Source organism: Streptomyces sp. NPDC001902 (assembly GCF_042891295.1).
Lineage (GTDB): Bacteria > Actinomycetota > Actinomycetes > Streptomycetales > Streptomycetaceae > Actinacidiphila.
On record NZ_JBIATA010000017.1, the window covers coordinates 122,546 to 140,639 of the forward strand.

Annotated in this window: 14 protein-coding genes, 1 other RNA gene and 1 pseudogene; 2 read left to right on the forward strand and 14 right to left on the reverse strand. The window is 73.2% G+C overall.

The annotated features are described in order from the left end of the window. Positions 1–337: 337 nt before the first annotated feature. The 3 genes from ACFYYN_RS26170 to ACFYYN_RS26180 form a co-directional block, all read right to left on the reverse strand. On the reverse strand, positions 338–1,483 hold the full coding sequence (locus ACFYYN_RS26170; RefSeq protein WP_500330085.1) for a uroporphyrinogen-III synthase: 1,146 nt from the start codon (positions 1,481–1,483) through the stop codon (positions 338–340). 153 nt (positions 1,484–1,636) lie between these two features. After that, complete coding sequence (locus ACFYYN_RS26175; RefSeq protein ID WP_500330086.1) at positions 1,637–3,028, reverse strand: nitrate/nitrite transporter; 1,392 nt, start codon at positions 3,026–3,028, stop codon at positions 1,637–1,639. 103 nt (positions 3,029–3,131) lie between these two features. Continuing rightward, entirely contained in the window at positions 3,132–4,121 is a 990-nt protein-coding gene (locus ACFYYN_RS26180) for a LysR family transcriptional regulator (protein WP_500547721.1), read from the reverse strand. Between the two features lie 98 nt (positions 4,122–4,219). On the opposite strand from ACFYYN_RS26180, the gene ACFYYN_RS26185 reads away from it, so the two are divergent. Further along, positions 4,220–5,428: an MFS transporter gene (locus ACFYYN_RS26185; protein ID WP_500547722.1), complete on the forward strand. Its 1,209-nt coding sequence runs from the start codon at positions 4,220–4,222 to the stop codon at positions 5,426–5,428. A gap of 11 nt (positions 5,429–5,439) precedes the next feature. Here ACFYYN_RS26185 and ACFYYN_RS26190 read toward each other — a convergent pair whose 3' ends face one another. The 8 genes from ACFYYN_RS26190 to ftsE all read right to left on the reverse strand — a co-directional run bounded on the left by ACFYYN_RS26190 (position 5,440) and on the right by ftsE (position 13,662). Beyond that, positions 5,440–6,714, reverse strand: coding sequence for an acyltransferase family protein (locus ACFYYN_RS26190; RefSeq protein WP_500547723.1), 1,275 nt, complete (start codon positions 6,712–6,714; stop codon positions 5,440–5,442). 12 nt (positions 6,715–6,726) lie between these two features. After that, complete coding sequence (locus tag ACFYYN_RS26195; protein ID WP_500547751.1) at positions 6,727–8,814, reverse strand: bifunctional polysaccharide deacetylase/glycosyltransferase family 2 protein; 2,088 nt, start codon at positions 8,812–8,814, stop codon at positions 6,727–6,729. Positions 8,815–8,876: 62 nt separating this feature from the next. Then, entirely contained in the window at positions 8,877–9,401 is a 525-nt protein-coding gene (locus ACFYYN_RS26200; RefSeq protein ID WP_500547724.1) for a hypothetical protein, read from the reverse strand. 352 nt (positions 9,402–9,753) lie between these two features. Continuing rightward, positions 9,754–10,140: a transfer-messenger RNA gene (gene ssrA, locus ACFYYN_RS26205) on the reverse strand. Between the two features lie 101 nt (positions 10,141–10,241). After that, complete coding sequence (gene smpB / locus ACFYYN_RS26210; protein WP_500547725.1) at positions 10,242–10,724, reverse strand: SsrA-binding protein SmpB; 483 nt, start codon at positions 10,722–10,724, stop codon at positions 10,242–10,244. 55 nt (positions 10,725–10,779) lie between these two features. After that, on the reverse strand, positions 10,780–11,943 hold the full coding sequence (locus tag ACFYYN_RS26215) for a S41 family peptidase (protein ID WP_500547726.1): 1,164 nt from the start codon (positions 11,941–11,943) through the stop codon (positions 10,780–10,782). Between the two features lie 67 nt (positions 11,944–12,010). Next, positions 12,011–12,928, reverse strand: coding sequence for a permease-like cell division protein FtsX (gene ftsX, locus ACFYYN_RS26220; RefSeq protein ID WP_499512125.1), 918 nt, complete (start codon positions 12,926–12,928; stop codon positions 12,011–12,013). Between the two features lie 44 nt (positions 12,929–12,972). Further along, complete coding sequence (gene ftsE, locus ACFYYN_RS26225; protein ID WP_018564091.1) at positions 12,973–13,662, reverse strand: cell division ATP-binding protein FtsE; 690 nt, start codon at positions 13,660–13,662, stop codon at positions 12,973–12,975. Between the two features lie 275 nt (positions 13,663–13,937). Between ftsE and ACFYYN_RS26230 the strand changes: the two genes are divergently transcribed. Further along, positions 13,938–14,129: a hypothetical protein gene (locus tag ACFYYN_RS26230; RefSeq protein ID WP_326575680.1), complete on the forward strand. Its 192-nt coding sequence runs from the start codon at positions 13,938–13,940 to the stop codon at positions 14,127–14,129. A 393-nt stretch (positions 14,130–14,522) separates the two neighbouring features. Here ACFYYN_RS26230 and prfB read toward each other — a convergent pair whose 3' ends face one another. The 3 genes and pseudogenes from prfB to ACFYYN_RS26245 form a co-directional block, all read right to left on the reverse strand. Next, positions 14,523–15,641, reverse strand: coding sequence for a peptide chain release factor 2 (gene prfB / locus ACFYYN_RS26235; protein ID WP_500330092.1), 1,119 nt, complete (start codon positions 15,639–15,641; stop codon positions 14,523–14,525). An 85-nt stretch (positions 15,642–15,726) separates the two neighbouring features. Then, positions 15,727–16,830, reverse strand: coding sequence for a DUF8189 domain-containing protein (locus ACFYYN_RS26240; protein WP_500547752.1), 1,104 nt, complete (start codon positions 16,828–16,830; stop codon positions 15,727–15,729). A gap of 8 nt (positions 16,831–16,838) precedes the next feature. Continuing rightward, a pseudogene (locus tag ACFYYN_RS26245) lies at positions 16,839–17,874 on the reverse strand (serine/threonine-protein kinase); the annotation flags it as partial. Between the last annotated feature and the right edge of the window lie 220 nt (positions 17,875–18,094).

The following is an 18,094-nucleotide window of genomic DNA, read 5'->3' on the forward strand; positions in this document are numbered from 1 at the left end:
CGTCGCTTCCGGGCGCACCCCGCCACACCCCCTCCCGTTGTCGCGGCGCACGACGGCCGGTGGGGGGTGAGTGGGGCACTTGCGGCAACCCCGGACCGGCCTTCTCACCCCATCCGGCCGTCAGTCGCCCACACGACCGAAGGGGGTGTGGCGGGGTGCCCCCATGGGGGTCCCCCCGGCCGAAGGCTGGGGGCGTACCCCGGCGCGGCACCGACCCCACAACGAACGCGCGAGGCGGTCACTGACCGCGCCGGGCAATCGGGAGGGCGGGCGGGGGCAGCCCGCCGCAGGCGCAACGCACCCGCACACAACAACCGGCCGCACCCACGACTCCGGGTCACGCGGAGGCGTACTTGGCGTCCGCCGCCGGATCCAGCGCAAGCCGGTACCCCCGCTTGACCACCGTCTGGATGAGCTTCGGCACCCCCAGCGCCGCCCGCAACCGCGCCATCGCCGTCTCGACGGCGTGCTCGTCGCGCCCCGCCCCCGGCAGCACCCGGAGCAGGTCGGCCCGGGAGACGACCCACCCGGGGCGCCGGGCGAGGGCGCGGAGCAGGGCCATCCCGGCCGGGGGGACGGGGCGCAGCTCGCCGTCGACGACGACCGCGTGGCCGCGGATCTCCAGGCGCCGTCCGGCGACGGGAAGGGGACGCACCCGCCCCGGGAGCTCTGCGGCGAGCAGTTGGACGAGCGGCCCGAGACGGAAGCGTTCGGGCTGGGCGGTGGGCACCTCGTGGGCCTGCAGGGGCAGCGCCGTGACGGGGCCCACGCAGGCCGGGAGGATGTCGTGGCGCAGGGCGTCGAGGAGTTCGCCGCGCAGGCCCCTGCGGTCGGCCCGGTCCAGCAGGGAGGCCGCCGCGGGGGCGCTGGTGAAGGCGACCGCGTCCAGTCCGCGGGCGACGGCCGCGTCGATGAGCCGGTCGACCGGGCCCAGGTCCTCCGGCGGCATCCAGCGGTAGACGGGGACGCCCACGACCTCCGCGCCGGCCGCGCGCAGTGCCTCGCTGAAGCCGGGCACCGGTTCCCCGTGCAGCTGGACGGCGACGCGCCGGCCGTCGACGCCCTCGTCCAGCAGGCGGTCGAGGACCTCCGCCATTGACTCGGACGCCGGCGACCAGGACTCCCTGAGCCCGGCCGCGCGGATCGCGCCGCGCACCTTGGGGCCGCGGGCGAGCAGTTCGACGTGGCGCAGCCGTTCCAGCAGGGGCTCGCCGAGCCCCCAGCCGTCGGCGGCCTCGATCCAGCCGCGGAAGCCGATCGCGGTGGTGGCCACCACGACGTCGGGGCCGCGGTCGAGCAACCCCTTGGTCGCGGCGAGCAGTTCGGTGTCGTCCGGCAGCGGGACGATCCGCAGCGCGGGGGCCCGCATCACGACGGCGCCGCGCCGTTCGAGCAGGGCGCACAGTTCGTCGGCGCGGCGGGCCGCGGTGACGCCGACCGTGAAGCCCGCCAAGGGGAGGACGTCTGGGTGTCGCACTTGCATGGCTCTGCCTCGCTCCGCTGGAGGTACACGTGCAACGGAGGCCGGGACCGTCCCGGGTCCCGGAGTCGTGCGCCCCGTTGCGCGCATGGTTCCAAGCCCCGGTGACGGTCTGGGTTCACCGGCATTTCCCCGTTGTTACGCAGTTCGCCGGGGCTACACCTGCGCGTAGGACAGCCGCGCCTCCGGCTCGGCCCCGGCACCGGGCCCGGCCGCCGGGGCGGGGGCCGGTGCGGGCCTGCGCAGGTATACGGCCCAGGTGACCGCGAAGCAGACCGCGTAGACGGCCAAAAAGGTGACGAAGGCCGGGGTGCCGGTGCCCCGGGTGAGGAAGGACTGCCGGAAGGCGAGGTTGATGCCGAGGCCGCCGAGCGCGCCGACGGCACCGATCAGGCCCATCGCGGCGCCGGACAGCCGGCGTCCGTAGGAGGCCGCGGCTTCGCCGGTCAGGCCCTTGGCGGCGGCCTTGGCGGCGTAGATGCCCGGGATCATCTTGTACGTCGAGCCGTTGCCGAGGCCGGTCAGGATGAACAGGGCGACGAAGGCGCCGGAGAACAGCGCCAGGGACTTCTGCGCCGAGGCGAGGACGATCACGGCGGTGGCGGCGGCCATCGCCAGGAAGTTCCACAGGGTGATCCGCGCGCCGCCGAAGCGGTCCGCGAGCCGTCCGCCGACCGGGCGGACCAGCGAGCCGAGCAGCGGGCCGACGAAGGTGACGGACGCGGCCTGCAGCGGGGTGCGGGCGAACTGGTTCTGCAGGACGAGCCCGAAGGCGAAGCTGTAGCCGATGAAGGACCCGAAGGTGCCGATGTAGAGGAAGGACATGATCCAGGTGTGGCCGTCCTTCACCGCCAGGGCGGCCGCGCCGGTGTCGTTCCGCACGGGCGCGAGGTTGTCCATGTATAGGGCCGCGAGCGTGGCGGCGACCACGATGAGCGGGATGTAGACGGCCAGCAGCAGCCGGGGGTGGCCGGCGCCTGCCGTGCCGATGACCAGCAGGCCGACCAGTTGGACGACCGGCACGCCGATGTTGCCGCCGCCCGCGTTGAGGCCGAGGGCCCAGCCCTTCTTCCGGAGCGGGAAGAAGGAGTTGATGTTGGTCATGGAGGAGGCGAAGTTGCCGCCCCCGACCCCGGTCAGCGCGGCGACGGCGAGGAAGGTGCCGTAGGAGGTGCCGGGCTCCATGACGACGGCGGCGGCGATCGTCGGCAGCAGCAGCATGAGCGCGCTGACGACGGTCCAGTTGCGGCCGCCGAAGCGCGCGACGGCGAAGGTGTACGGGACGCGGACCAGGGCGCCGACCGCCGTGGCCATGGCGACCAGGAAGAACTTCCCGGCGGGGTCGATGCCGTACTCCGGGCCCATGAAGAGCACCATGACCGACCAGAGCGTCCAGACGGAGAAGCCGACGTGCTCGGACAGGACGGAGAAGAGCAGGTTCCGGTGGGCGACGCGCCGGCCGCCGTTCTCCCAGGACCCCTCGTCCTCGGGGTCCCACCGTTCGATCCAGCGGCCGCCCTTGCGTGCGGTGGTGCTCGCGGCAGTCATGACGCCTCCAGGCCCTGATGTCGCTCGTCGGGTGATGCCCACGACGGTAGGAACGGCGCGTTTCCTCCCGATGGCCTGAGGTGACCGCCACGCAACCTTGCTCTCACCCGGTGCGCGGGCCCGGTGTGAGCGCCGGGGGCGCCATCACGCGGGCGTCCGGCTCCGGCAGCCAGGCGCCGTCCGGCACGGTGAGCCAGTCGTCCTCCGCGGCGAGCCGGCGCGCGGCGCAGAGCAGGGCGTCCAGTGCGGGGTGGCGCAGTCCGCGCCGCCACACCATGGAGACGGGGGCGAGCGGTACGGGGCCGGTGAGCGGGCGCAGGACGAAGCCGGGCAGGTCGATGAACTCGGTACTGGCCAGGACGGGCCAGCGGTGCTTGCGCACCAGACGGACGAACTCCTCCGGACCGTCGATGGCGGGGAAGGGCGCGGCGACGGCGATGCCCCGGCCGCGGAACAGGCGCTGGGCCAGGTCCGTCCACTCGGCGGTGTCCGGGTTCCCGGCGGCGGCGTAGAGCGACTCCCCGGCGAGTCGGTCGAGCGGCACCTCGGCGAGCGGGGCCAGCCGGTGGCCGGCGGGGAGCAGCACCGCCATCCGCTCGTAGCGGACCGGCAGGTGCTCCAGCCGGTCCAGCACGGCGGGGGCCAGGCCCGCCGCGCGGCCGAAGGAGACGTCCAGGCGGCCGGCGAGGATCCCGGCGGCGGCGCCGGTGAGCCCGCTGTGGAAGCGCGCGGTGAGCTCGAGTTCGGGCGCGGCGGCGCGGGCGGCGGCCAGCACCCGGTGGCCGGTGCCCACCGGCGCGCCGATGTCGACGAGCAGCGGACGGCCGGTGGGCGCGAAGGCGGCGGCCAGTTCGTCGTGGGCGGCGAGCACGCGCCGGGCGTACGGCAGCAGCCGCTCCCCCTCGGCGGTCAGCCGCACCGAGCGGGTCGTCCGCACGAACAGCTCGGCCCTCAGTTCCCGCTCCAGGCGCCGGACGTCCCGGCTCAGCGCCTGCTGGGCGACGTGGAGGCGGGCGGCGGCCTGGGTGAAGTGCAGTTCCTCCGCGACGGCGGTGAAGGCCCTCAGCAGGCGCGGGTCGATGGCGTGCGGCATCCGCCCATTGAACACGTCCGCGATTGACAACGGGAACGCGTCAATGGGCGCTGATCAGGTGTTGGACCGCACCGGGGGCGCGCCGGGAGGGTGGTCGCATGACCGCGCCCGCCTTCACCGCCCCCTACCGGCGGCTCTTCGCCCTGCCCGGCACCCGGGCCTTCACCACCGGGAACCTCCTGGCCCGGCTCCCGATGGGGATGTTCGGCGTCAGCGCGGTCGTCATGATCGCGGCCGGCTACGGCTCGTACGCGCTGGCCGGGGCGGTCACCGCCACCGGACTCGCCGCGACGGCCGTGGTGGCCCCCTGGACCGCGCGCCTGACCGACCGGCACGGCCAGGCCCGGGTGGCCGTGCCGGCCGCGGGGCTCGCCGCGCTGGGCTCGCTCGCGCTGGTGGTGTGCGTACGGCTGCACGCCCCGGCCTGGACCCTGTTCGCCGCGTACGCCGCCACCGCGACGACGCCGAACACCGGAGGCATGGCGCGGGCGCGCTGGGCGCACCTGTACCGGGACGACGAGCGGGGCCGGCACGTCGCCAACTCCTTCGAGCAGGCGGCGGACGAGGTCTGCTTCATGCTCGGCCCGGTCCTCGCGGCCTTCCTGTGCACCTCGCTGTTCCCCGAGGCCGGCACGCTGACGGGGGCGCTGCTGCTCTTCGGCGGCATCCTGATCTTCGCCGCGCAGCGCGGCACCGAACCGCCGCCGGTGCCGCGGGCCACCGCCGGACCGGGGGCGGGCGCCGGGCGGGCCGCGGTACCGGCCGTACTGCTGACGTTCCTGGCGACGGGGGCCGTCTTCGGCGCCCTGGAGGTCACCACGATCGCCTTCGCCGACGCCCAGGGGCACCGTGGCGCCGCCGGGGCGGTGCTCGCCCTCCAGGCGGCGGGTTCGTGCGCGGCGGGCCTGCTGTACGGGCTGCGCCGGCCCCGTGGCGGCGCGGAGGGCCGCTTCGCCGCGAGCGTCGCCCTGATGGCCGCCCTCATGCTCGGCCCGCTGCCCGCAGCGGCCCTCGGCGGCCTGTGGCTGCTGGCCCCCGCGCTGCTGCTGGCGGGCATGGCCACCGCGCCCACGATGATCAACGGTATGGCCCTGATCCAGCGCCGGGTGCCGCCGGGCCGCCTCAACGAGGGCATGACGCTGGCCGTCACCGCCCTCCTGGGCGGCATCGCGGCGGGCTCCTTCGCCGCGGGGTCGGTCGTGGAGCACCGGGGTGCGGTCCCCGCGTACGCGATACCGGCGGTCGCCGCGGGCACCGCGGCGCTGGTCGCGGCGGCCTTCCTGCGGACGGCCCGGCGCCGGGCCTGACGTACCGGCCGTCAGCCGCCGGCCGCCGCCGTACGTACCGCCCCGCGCCTGCGCGGCCAGGGCCACAGCCGGGCGGGGCGCCGTGCGGCGAGGTCCTCGGCCCAGCCGAAGCACACCAGCAGCAGGCCGATGAGCGGCCAGACGACCGCGAACTGGAACCAGTCGCTCTCCAGCAGCCACGGCACGTGGTACTCCAGCAGGCGGAAGTTCCACAGCTGGTCGATCAGCGGCACGCTGGCGATCAGGGCTACCTCGTGCCAGAGGTAGAACGTCACCGCCCGGGCGTTCAGCAGGGTGACGGGCCCGTCCAGCCGCGCGATCGGCCGCGGCAGCCGGTCCCAGGCCGGGCTCACCCGCAGGAGCAGCGCGACGAAGCCGAGGGACCACAGCGCCTGCGCCAGCGGGATGTCGTTGAGGTCCCAGCCGTCCTCCGTCTGGTGGCCGGACGCCCACCAGGCGCCGGCCGCCATGAGCACCGGCGCGACGAGCGGCACGACGAACGCGGGCAGTCTGCGGGTCAGCCCGTCGTGGTGGGCGAAGCCCAGGATCCAGCAGGAGCCGAAGGTGACGAAGTCCGTGACGACCCCGCCGAGGTCGCCGGGGATCGTCACCCATCCCGTGGTGAGGGCGGCGGTCAGGGCGAGCGGTGCCAGCAGGGTCGCCCACGGCAGGCGGCGGAAGGCCCACAGCATCAGCGGCGAGAGCAGGACGAACCACAGGTAGGCCCGCAGGTACCACAGCGGCCCGGCGGCCTGCACCGCCCAGGTGTTCTCCAGGAACCCGCTCTGCTGCCCCAGCTCCCAGGGGAACGGCGGGGTGCCCAGCGGGAGGATCCACCACAGCAGGCGCAGCCCCCAGCCGAGCGGGCCGTCGCCGTCCGTCGACGGCCGCCAGCCGCCGATCAGCATGGCCGGGAGGAGGAGCGCCGCCAGCACCCACAGGGGCGGCAGCAGGCGCCGTATCCGGGAGCGGATCACGGCGGCGGCGGGCCGCGCCAGGGAGCGGGCCATGAGCGAGCCGGCCAGCGCGAACATCACGCCCATGGACGGGAACGCCAGGGTCAGCCACGCCCAGCCGAAGCAGTGGTAGACCACGACGCGGGCCAGCGCGACGGCGCGCAGCAGGTCGAGGTAGCGGTCGCGGACGACGGACCGGGCCGCGCCGGACCGGCCCGCGGCTCCACCACCGGGGGCCACTGGGGCTCCGGGGGCCCCGGGTGCGTCCGTACGGGGGCCGGCCTGCTGCGGGAGGGCACCACGGTGGGCCCCGGCCTGCGGGATGGTCATGGCGGGGCTCTTTCAGACGGTGGTGAGCGGGGACTCGACGGCGCCGGTGCGGCGGAGCTTCTGCCAGCGCAGCCGGCCGCCGGTCAGCGCGGTGATCCAGGACTGCAGCAGCACCAGGTACATCAGCTGCCGGTAGAGGATCTGCTGCAGCGGCAGCCACAGCAGGTGGCGCGGCGACTCGCGGTCCAGCCGGAAGGCGTAGGCCGCGCAGGCCGCCTGGACGGCGAGCACCCCGAACCACGCCTCCACCGTCCGCAGGGTCGGGCCGAAGACCAGGCCGTAGACGAGGAAGATGTCGATCAGCGGGGCCAGCAGCGGGGCGACCACCATGAACAGCGACACCAGCGGCAGGCCGAGCCGGCCGAAGCGCCCGGAGTGGCCGCGGTCCCTCAGGGCGCCGCGGTGCTTCCAGATCGCCTGCATGGTGCCGTAGCTCCAGCGGTAGCGCTGCGACCACAACTGCCGGACGGTCTCCGGGGCCTCGGTCCAGGCGCGCGCGTCCTCGGCGTACACCACGCGCCAGCCGGCCCGGTGCAGCGCCATGGTGACGTCGGTGTCCTCGGCGAGGGTGTCGTCGCTCATGCCGCCGACGTCGTGCAGCGCCTCGCGGCGGAAGGCCCCGATCGCCCCGGGGATGGTCGGCATGCAGCCGAGCACGTCGTACATGCGGCGGTCGAGGTTGAAGCCCATCACGTACTCGATGTGCTGCCAGGCCCCGATCATCCTGTCGCGGTTGCCGACCTTGGCGTTGCCCGCGACGGCGCCCACCGTGGGGTCGGCGAAGGGCTGCACGAGCTCGCCGACCGTGCCCGGCTCGAAGACGGTGTCGCCGTCCATCATCACGACCAGGTCGCAGGAGGCGTTCGCCAGACCGTTGTTGAGCGCCGCGGGCTTGCCCCCGTTGGGCTGGCGGATCACCCGGACCCCGGGCAGGGCGAGGTCCTCCACGATGTCGGCCGTCCCGTCGGTGGAGCCGTCGTCGACGACGACGATCTCCAGCGGATGCTCGCTGGCCGCCAGGGAGCGCACGGTGTTGGCGATGCACTTGGCCTCGTTGTACGCCGGGACGAGGACGGTGACGGGGCGGGTGACGCGCTCCTCGCCCCACCGGAAGTCGCGCCGCCGCACCCGGCGGGTGTGCACCGCGGACAGCAGCACCATCAGGCCGAAGCGCGCCAGGACCAGCGCGCCCACCACGGCGAGCAGGACGACGAGCACGCTCATGGTGTGCTCGGAGAGCGTGACCGCGAGCACGAAGGCCTTGCCCTCCCACAGCGGCAGGCCGGTGACGGGGGTGTGCGCGCTCGGCGCGCCGAGCGCCTGCGTGAGTGTGGGGAACGTGTACCCCTCCGCCGTCAGTTCGGGCAGCAGGCGGTCCAGCGCGGCCACGGTCTGCGAGCGGTCGCCGCCGGAGTCGTGCATGAGCACGATGGCACCGGCGCCGGCCTTGGCCGGCTTGGCGGACCGGACGATGGCGTCGACGCCGGGACGGGCCCAGTCCTCGGTGTCGGTGTCGATGAACGCGGTGACGTAGCCGCGCTGCCCGAGGTACTGCGCCACCGGCCACGACAGGTCGTCCAGCGCGTCGGCGGTCGAGGAGTACGGCGGGCGGAACAGCGAGGTGTGTATTCCGGCCGCACCGGCCAACGCGAGCTGGTTCTCGGCGAGCTCCCGGTCGATCCGGTCGTGCGACTGGTAGACCAGGTCGGGGTGGTTGAAGGTGTGCAGGCCCACCTCGTGGCCCTCGTCCACCATGCGCCGGACGAGGTCGGGGTGGCGCGAGGCCATCGTCCCGGTCACGAAGAACACGCCGTGGGCGTGGTACTCGGCCAGCTTGTCCAGGATCTTCGGGGTCCACTCCGGGTCCGGACCGTCGTCGAAGGTCAGGACCAGGTTCCTGCGGGGGACGGCGTAGCTGTGCGTCTCGGCGCCCCGGGTGTCGATGACGGGGCCGCCCTCCAGCACGGAGTCCGGCACGTGGGCGGTGGCGACCGGCGGGTGGATGCGGTGGTCCGCGCCGATCTCGCTGTGGACGAAGCCGCGCAGCAGCAGCATGCACACCACGGCGACCAGCAGCAGTGCCGGCAGGGTGAAGCGCATGGGCAGGGTCTTGCGGCCGCGGGCTCCGCGGCGGGGCGGCCCGTCGGTGACGCCGGCGACGGTCATCTGGCACCGCCCCCGCTGAAGCCGGTGGCGCTGGCCGAGGGGTCGGGCGTCTCCCCGTCGTCCGGCGGGGTGCTGCCGGTGGGCGTGTCATCGGGCGTGGGCGTCGCCGGGACCGTCGGAACGGACGTGGCGCTCCACGTGGGGCGGGGGGAGATCGGACGGCGGGTGCTCGTGGGCGTGGTGTCGGCGGACGCGGTGGGCGCGGTGCCGGCCGCCGTGGGCGTCCCGCCGCCGGTGAAGGTGGCGGTGCCGCTCGGGGTACCGCTCGGCGAGGCCGGGGCGGAGGCGGGGGCCGTCGGGTCGGCGGAGACGACGGGTGACGAGTTTTCGTCGTCCTCCCCCGGGATCATCAGCCAGGGGGCCCGGGAGTCGGCGCCTGCCAGGCTGATCGCCAGCACCGAGGCGTAGCCGACGCAGATCGCGCCGAGGATCCAGCCGATCCGGCGCAGCTTGCGGCCGCGCCGTCCGCTGGTGTCGACGAAAACCGGCCGGTCCGGGTCGTCGGGTATGCGTGTCTTCACCGCTGAGAGGCCCTTTCCCCACAGGAGCGCGCCTGGCTCCGCCAGGGGCACGGCTCAGCGGTGGACCGCGACACTGCGGACCACGAACCCCCCTCGGTGGATCACCCCAAGCACTCTGTGAGCGGCGAATGTACATCACTTTCAGCCAATTGTGCGCATCAAGTGAACAAGGCGTGGCGAGCTGCGCCGGCAGGATGATCGTTACCTTTCACAACAATTCATGGCCATGACAAAGCGGGAGGACGGGACGACGACCGGCACCCGGGACCGGCCGGCCCTCGGCGGGCCCCCGGAAACGACGGAAGGCGATGCCTCCCGCGCAGTGCGCGGCAGGCATCGCCTTCCGTTGGGTCAGTGGAGATGGCGGGAATCGAACCCGCGTCCTGTGGTGCAGAATCAGGGCTTCTCCGAGCGCAGTCCGCTGTGCTTTTCTCGGCCCCGGCAGTCACGCGGACAAGCCGCCGACGGGCCCAGCCACTGTTTGGTTTCCCACCGAGCCCCGTGGCCGGACTCAGTGGTTTAGTCCCCTAGCTGATGCCAGGATCCGGGTCGGGAACAGCCCCGGGCTGACACTCCGCGGAGTCTTCGCTAGCTGCTAATTAGGCAGCGAGAGCGAAGGCGGAGGAATCGCGCTTAGAAGTGGCGATTATTGTTTTCGGCATATGGTTTACGAGATCATTGCCGCTTTCTCGGCTCGCTTCCCCTGCTTCGACATCCCCAGTCGAAACCGATCATCCCCATGTTGATTTTTCAAACTGCTCACCGGGCCGTCACGGCCCGGTGGTGCTGACGCCATCGTACGTGACCGACGTACATGGAGGCCAGCGCATTTCCCGGGGGTCACTCGCCCCGCTGCCGGCGGCGCGCCGCCGAGATGGCCCGGTCGGCCTCGCGGCGGTCCTGCTTCTCGCGCAGGGTCTGCCGCTTGTCGTAGTCCTTCTTGCCCTTGGCCAGCGCGATCTCGACCTTCGCCCGGCCGTCCTTGAAGTACAGGGAGAGCGGCACGATCGTGTGACCGGTCTCCTGGGACTTCTGGAAGAGCTTCTCGATCTCCTCCCGGTGCAGCAGCAGCTTGCGCTTGCGCCGCGCCGAGTGGTTCGTCCACGTCCCCTGGGTGTACTCGGGGATGTGCACGTTGTGCAGCCACGCCTCGCCCCCGTCGAGCTGGCCGAAGCCGTCGACCAGGGAAGCGCGTCCCTGGCGCAGCGACTTCACCTCGGTGCCGGTGAGCACCAGGCCCGCCTCGTAGGTGTCGAGGATGTGGTAGTCGTGCCGCGCCTTCTTGTTCTGCGCGATCAGCTTGCGACCCGTTTCCTTTGCCATAGCGCGGCCATTCTCGCACCTCGGCGGGGCCGGGGGGTACCGGTTTGCGCGCCGGTCAGCGGACCGGCGTGCCCAGACCGTCCAGCACCTGGAGGGCCTCGGACTCGGCGTCCGCGCCACCGGTGACCTTCAGGTCGGGCTCCACCCCGCGGCCGTCCACCCGGCGGCCCGCGGGCAGCCGGTAGTGGCCGACGGTGAGCTCGGCGACCGAGCCGTCCGACAGCCGGCTGGGCATCTGCACCGAGCCCTTTCCGAAGGTGCGGGAGCCCACGACGACGGCACGGCCGCGGTCCTGCAGGGCGCCGGCGAGCAGTTCGGCCGCACTCATCGTGCCGCCGTCCACGAGCACGACGAGCGGGGTGTCGGTGTCGCCGGCGTCGGCCGCGTAGAGCGCCTGCTGCCTGCCGTGGACGTCGTACGTGGCGACCAGCCCGCCGTCCAGGAACGCGGAGGCCACACCGACGGCCTCGGTGACCAGGCCGCCGGAGTTGCCGCGCAGGTCCAGGACTATGCCCTTGTGTCCCGGCCTGCCGGCCAGGGCGCCGCGGACCTGCCCGGCGACACCCTTGGTGAAGGCGTCCACCTTGACGACGCTGACGCCGTCGGGGACGTGCCGGACCCGTACGGACTCCGTGGGCAGCAGGGCGCGCCGCGGGGAGACCACCCAGGAGCGCGCGCCGCGCCGCAGGCCCAGGGCCACGGCGGTGCCGGCCGCGTCGGCACCGCGCAACCGGGCGACGACCTCGGTGACGGGACGGCCGGTGACCTCCGTGCCGTCGATGCTCATCAGCCGGTCCCCGGCGAGCACCCCGGCCCGGGCGGCGGGGCTGCCGGACTGGACGCGGTCGATGCCGATGCGGCCGTCCTCGGTGCGTCGCACCCACAGGCCGACGCCCACGTAGCGGCCGTCCAGGGACTGCTGGAAACCCTCGTACTCCTGGGCCGTGTAGAAGGAGGACCAGCGGTCGCCGCTACGGCTGACCAGGGCCTGCGCGGCCTGCGGGCCGACCTTGCCCTCCGCGATCGCCTCGGCGATCTCGTCGGTGTCGGCGACGGTGCCGGCCGGGATGCGGGAGTGCGGCGGCGTCCGCCGCTCCCCGCCGAGGTCCCCGAAGGAACCCGCCGCGGCACCCGTCGCCAGGACCGCGCCGAAGACCAGCGTCAGCGCCGCGGCACGGCGCAGGCGGCGTGGTCTCCCGGGCGGACGTGGGCTCAGCACGTCGGGCAGTCTAGGCGAGAAGCGGGCGCTGTACGGAAGGTCGGCCGTACAGCGCCCTTGGCGCGGATCAGACCTTGAGGTATTTGCGCAGCGCGATCAGGGCCGCCAGCGCGGGCATCAGCATGCCCACCACCAGCACCAGCGGCAGCACCTGCGCCACCTCGCCCCAGCCGAGGAAGTTGATCAGCGGCACCTTGGTCTGCAGCGAAAGGCCGTGGTCGATCAGGAAGTAGCGGCCCACGAGGAGCATCAGACAGGCCAGGCCACCGCCGACCAGACCGGCGAACGCGGCCTCCATGATGAACGGCATCTGGATGTAGAAGCTGGACGCGCCGACCAGCCGCATGATCCCGGTCTCCCGGCGGCGGCTGAAGGCCGACACGCGCACCGTGTTGACGATCAGCATCATCGCCACCGCGAGCATGAACGCCAGCACCACCAGCGCGGCCAGCGTCATGCCGTTGAGCAGCCCGAACAGGTTGTCCAGCAGGGCCTTCTGGTCCTGCACCTCCTGGACGCCGGGACGGCCCTGGAAGGCGCTCGCCACCACCTGGAACTTCGTCGGGTCCTTGAGCTTGACCCGGAACGACTCCTGCATCTGGTCCGGGGTGAGCGAGTCGGCCAGCGGCGAGTCGGAGAACTGCTCCTTGTAGTGCTTGTAGGCGTCCTCCGCGCTCTCGTGGAAGTACTTGTCCACGAGCGGCAGCGCCTTGAGCTGCTTCTCGATGTCCTGCTTCTGCTCCTCGGTGACCGCGCCCTTGGTGCAGTTGGGGTCGGTCTTGGCGTCGTTCTTGTTGCAGAGGAAGATCGACACCTGGACCTTGTCGTACCAGTAGCCCTTCATCGAGTCGACCTGCTCGCGGGCGAGCCACGAGCCGCCGGCGAGCGCGAGCGAGAGGGCCACGGAGACGATGACCGCGAAGGTCATGGTGAGGTTGCGCCGGAGACCGACGCCGATCTCCGAGAGCACGAACTGGGCGCGCATGTTGTCCTTTCAGAAGGCTGCGGTGTGCAGGGCGGGGCCCAGGCTCAGTGCTGGTAGCCGTAGACGCCGCGGGACTGGTCGCGGACCAGTCGCCCCTTCTCGAGCTCGATGACGCGCTTGCGCATCTGGTCGACGATGTTCTGGTCGTGGGTGGCCATCACCACGGTGGTGCCGGTCCGGTTGATGCGGTCCAGCAGCCGCATGATGCCCACGGAGGTCTGCGGGTCGAGGTTTCCCGTGGGCTCGTCCGCGATCAGCAGCATCGGGCGGTTGACGAACGCCCGGGCGATCGCCACGCGCTGCTGCTCACCACCGGACAGCTCGCCCGGCATGCGGTCCTCCTTGCCGCCGAGGCCGACGAGGTCGAGCACCTCGGGGACCGTCTTGCGGATGGTGCCGCGCGGCTTGCCGATCACCTCGAGGGCGAACGCCACGTTCTCCGCGACCGTCTTGTTGGGCAGCAGGCGGAAGTCCTGGAAGACGGTGCCCAACTGGCGCCGCATCTGCGGCACCTTCCAGTTGGACAGCCGCGCGAGGTCCTTGCCGAGGACGTGCACCATGCCGGTGTCCGTCCGCTCCTCGCGCAGGATCAGCCGCAGGAAGGTCGACTTCCCGGAGCCGGAGGAGCCCACCAGGAAGACGAATTCACCCTTCTCGATTTCCAGCGACACGTCCCGAAGTGCAGGACGGTTCTGCCGGGGGTAGGTCTTGGTGACGTTGTCGAATCGGATCACGGTCGCACTCCGGATACAGGGGATCGGAGGCGACCTTACGCGAATGGCCGCGGCCCGCGCAGTCCGCGGTCCGGGATGACGGGTTTATTCATCGACCACGGGGGGACAAAGCAGGCATTGGCCACATGCGTCACTCTTCGGAGTCGCAGGAATCACGCGGGGCGCGCCGAGCGTCCCGGGAACTGGCACAGTGGTCGGGGGGCTCGGGAACGTACCGCCCCTGTCGCGCGTTGTTCATGGAGCGGCCGCCAGGCCGCCTGGGAGGAGGCCACCGCATGACAGTCGACCGACTGGTGTGCGCCAACTGCGCCGGCCCCGTCAGCGAGGGCCGCTGTGCGGTCTGCCGCGCCCACCGCGCCCGCATGCAGCAGGAGAACCCCTTCGCGGCCATCTCCCCGGCGGCACTGATCGCCCTGCTGGTCGCCCTGCTCGCGGTGGCGTGGGTGGTGCACGAGGCCGCCGTGTAGCACGGCGCACACAGACAGCAAGCACGGGGGCCCGCGGCGCATCGGCGCTGCGGGCCCCCGTGGCGTTTGCGGGCCTCCCGCGGACGCGCAGGGGCCCCCCGGTCCGGGCGCGGGCCTTCCCGGCGCCGCGTGGTGGCCCCAGCCGGTCAGGCGCGGCATCGGGCGGAAACCGGCACCGCCCGGACGAAGAGGGTCGCGCCGGCACCCCGGCCGGCTCGCGTCGCCGTGACCCTGGGTGACCGATCCGCTGCCGCCGACGACGGTGCGGGTGGCACCGTCGGCACCCTGGCCGGGCCGTCCGCGCACGCCCCCGTGCGGGCTCGGCTGCCCCGGAACGCGACGACTGCCGCCCGTCGGGCGGCAGTCGTGGAGGTCCGGGGTGCTGACGACGCGTCAGACGCCGGCGCCCTGCTCCTGCTGCTTGCGCCAGCGGATGCCCGCCTCGAGGAAGCCGTCGATGTCGCCGTCGAGGACGCCCTGGGGGTTGCCGACCTCGTACTCCGTCCGCAGGTCCTTGACCATCTGGTACGGGTGGAGGACGTAGGAACGCATCTGGTTGCCCCAGGAGTTGCCGCCGTCGCCCTTGAGGGCGTCCATCTTGGCCTGCTCCTCCTGGCGGCGCCGCTCCAGCAGCTTGGCCTGCAGCACGTTCATCGCGCTGGCCTTGTTCTGGATCTGCGAGCGCTCGTTCTGGCAGGAGACCACGATGCCGGTCGGGATGTGGGTGATCCGGACCGCGGAGTCGGTGGTGTTGACGCCCTGGCCGCCGGGGCCGGAGGCGCGGTAGACGTCGATCCGCAGCTCGGTCTCGTCGATCTCGACGTGGTCGCTCTGCTCGACGACGGGCAGCACCTCGACGCCCGCGAAGGACGTCTGGCGGCGGCCCTGGTTGTCGAAGGGCGAGATGCGCACCAGGCGGTGGGTGCCCTGCTCGACGGAGAGGGTGCCGTAGGCGTAGGGCGCCTTCACCACGAAGGTGGTGGACTTGATGCCGGCCTCTTCCGCGAACGAGGTCTCGTAGATCTCGGTCGCGTAGCCGTGCCGCTCGGACCAGCGCAGGTACATCCGCTGCAGCTGCTCGGCGAAGTCGGCGGCGTCGACACCGCCGGCCTCGGCGCGGATGTTGACCAGCGCCTCACGGGCGTCGTACTCGCCGGACAGGAGGGTGCGGACCTCCATCTCGTCCAGCGCCTTGCGCACCGACTCCAGCTCGGTCTCGGCCTCGGCACGGGTGTCCGCGTCGTCCTCGGCCTCGGCGAGCTCGAAGAGCACCCCCAGGTCGTCGATGCGGCCGCGCAGCGCCTCGGCCTTGCGGACCTCGGCCTGCAGGTGCGACAGCTTGCTGGTGATCTTCTGCGCCGCGTCGGGGTCGTCCCACAGCGACGGGGCCGCCGCCTGCTCCTCGAGCACGGCGATGTCGGCCCTCAGCTTGTCGAGGTCCAGAACGGCCTCGATCGAGGCCATGGTCGACGAGAGGGACTTGAGCTCTTCGGATACATCCAGGACTGCCACGTCCCCCAGCGTACCGGCACGCCGCGCATTGCCGCGCCGGTGAGCCGGGGCGGCCCGGCCCACCGGCCCGGAGGTCCCGCGCCGCTCAGACGGGGACGGGGGCCGACGCGTGGGCGAGCGTGCCGTCGGCGCGGCGCAGGTACAGGGTCAGGGTGTCGTCCGCCGTGGTCAGACCGGGGTGGGAGGGGGTGCTGGCGGACAGCGGCACCGGCGTCCACGTGCCGCCGTCGGAGACGGCGGCGGCCAGGGCCCCGTCGTCGGCGGGGGCGAGGACGAAGAGCCGGCCGCCGGAGACGGCGGGTTCGGGGCGGCCCGTGGCGTCCAGGCCCGTGACGATCTCGGAGGGGCGCCAGGCGCCGTTCACGTACGGCAGGCGCAGCACGGCGCCGTCGGCCTTGCGGACGGCGAAGGCGTCCAGGGTGCCGGACGCGGCCGAGACCAGCCCGGGGGCGGCGGTGACCCGGCCCGCGGTGGGGACCAGCGCCCAGGCGTTCCAGCGGCCGTCGACCCAGGAGGAGGTGACGAGGTCACCGCCCGAGCAGCCGACCAGGTCGATCCGGCCGGGCGCGGAGGACGCGGCGGCGGGGGTCGTGGTGAAACGGGCGGGCTGGTCGACCTGGTACCAGTCGCCCCACGCACCGCCGCTGAGGGTGCGGCGGTAGACCTTGTGGTCGGTGCCGAGTGCGAAGACGTCCAGCTGCCCGGCGCGCGAGGAGACGACCGAGGGGTCGTCGGCGACGCTTATCCCGGTGAGCCGGTGCCAGGTGCCGGAGACCAGGTACCAGACGTTCTTGTCGCTGCCCCGGGTGAACACGTACGTCGTACCGGAGACGGAGATCGCGCGGGGGCCGCCGACGGGGTGGACGTCGCGGTCCGGGAAGTGGGGCAGCGCCGTGTAGCCGGACCAGCGCAGCGCGGCGTCCTCGGCGGTGCCCGCCGGGGTGCTGACCGCGCCCTGCGGGGAGGCGGCGGCGCCGGTGGGGGCGGTCGGGGTGGTCGAGGCCTGCCCGGACGGCTTGTCCTCCCGGCTGTTGGAGCCGCCGTCGTCGTCGGAGCCGGAGGCCGCGATCGCCCAGCCGCCGAGCCCGACGACCAGGGCGGCCGCCGCCGCGGCGCCGATCTTGACGCGGCGGCGCTGGAGCGCGTCGGGGACGGCCCGGTGACGGTGCCGGGCGCGCTGGCCGGGCATCGCGGCGGCCCCGCCGCCGGCCAGCTCCTCCGCGGTGGGCAGCTTGATGCTGGTGTGCGTGTCGCGCGTCGAGTCGGGTGCGGAGCCGCGGACCAGGGGCACGGCACCGCGCGGGCGGCCGGCCGGTGCGTCGTACGGCTCGGCGACGGAACCGGGCTCCCGGTCGTACGCATCCTCGCCGTGGTGGTCGCCGGGCGCGTCCACCTCCAGCGGGGGCAGCCCGGCGAGCGCGGGCAGCAGTTCGCGCAGCCGCGTGCCGACCTCGGCCGCGGTCAGCCGGGAGGCGGGGGCCTTGGCGAGGCACTGGGAGAGCAACTGCCACAGCTCGTCGGGCAGGTCGGGCAGCGGCGCGACGGACTCGGTGACGTGCCGGCGCAGCACCGCGCCCGGGTGACCGCCGCCGAACGGGGTGAAGCCGGCGAGCAGTTCGTACAGGACGGTGGCGAGGGCGTAGATGTCGACGGAGGCACGCGGCGGCAGACCTTCGATGATCTCCGGTGCCAGGTAGTCGGGGGTGCCGATGATGCGGGTGGCCCGGGTGCGGCGCGGGGAGTCGACCAGCCGGGCGATGCCGAAGTCGGTGAGCAGCGCCGGAGGCGCCCCGCCCGGTCCGGGCGGGGCGGCGGAGTCCAGCAGGACGTTCTCCGGCTTGACGTCGCGGTGGACGACGCCCGCGGCGTGGGCCGCGGCCAGGCCGTCCGCGACGTCCGCGGTGATGGACACGGCCGCCTCGGGGGTGAGCCTGCGTTCGCGCTCCAGCCGGGAGCGCAGGTCCGTGCCGCGAACGAGTTCCATGACGAGCGCGAGGTCGGAACCGTCGACCACCAGGTCGCGGATGCCGACGATGTGCGGGTGGTGGAGCGCCAGCAGGGCCGTGCGCTCCTGCACGAAGCGGCCGACGAGGTCCTGGTCGGAGGCGAGGTCCTCGCGCAGCAGCTTGATGGCGACCGGGCCTTCGGGGCCCTCGCCCAGCCACACCGTGCCGGCGGAACCCCGCCCCAGCACCTGGTGCGCGGTGTACCGGCTGCCGATCTTCCGTCCCAAGGCTGCTCCGACTCCTCCGACGTGCCGTCGTGTTGGCGACAAAGCTACGCGGATGCGAGCCGGTTGGGGGAACGTGTCAGGGGTGAGTGCGGCTTCTCCGGGAGAAATCACCCTCCAGAAGTCGACAAATCACCAACATCGGCGAGTCGGAGAGGTGACGCCGTACCGCTCGGCGTTGACGGAACCGGGCCCCGCGCACGCGTGGCGCCACGTCATCCGC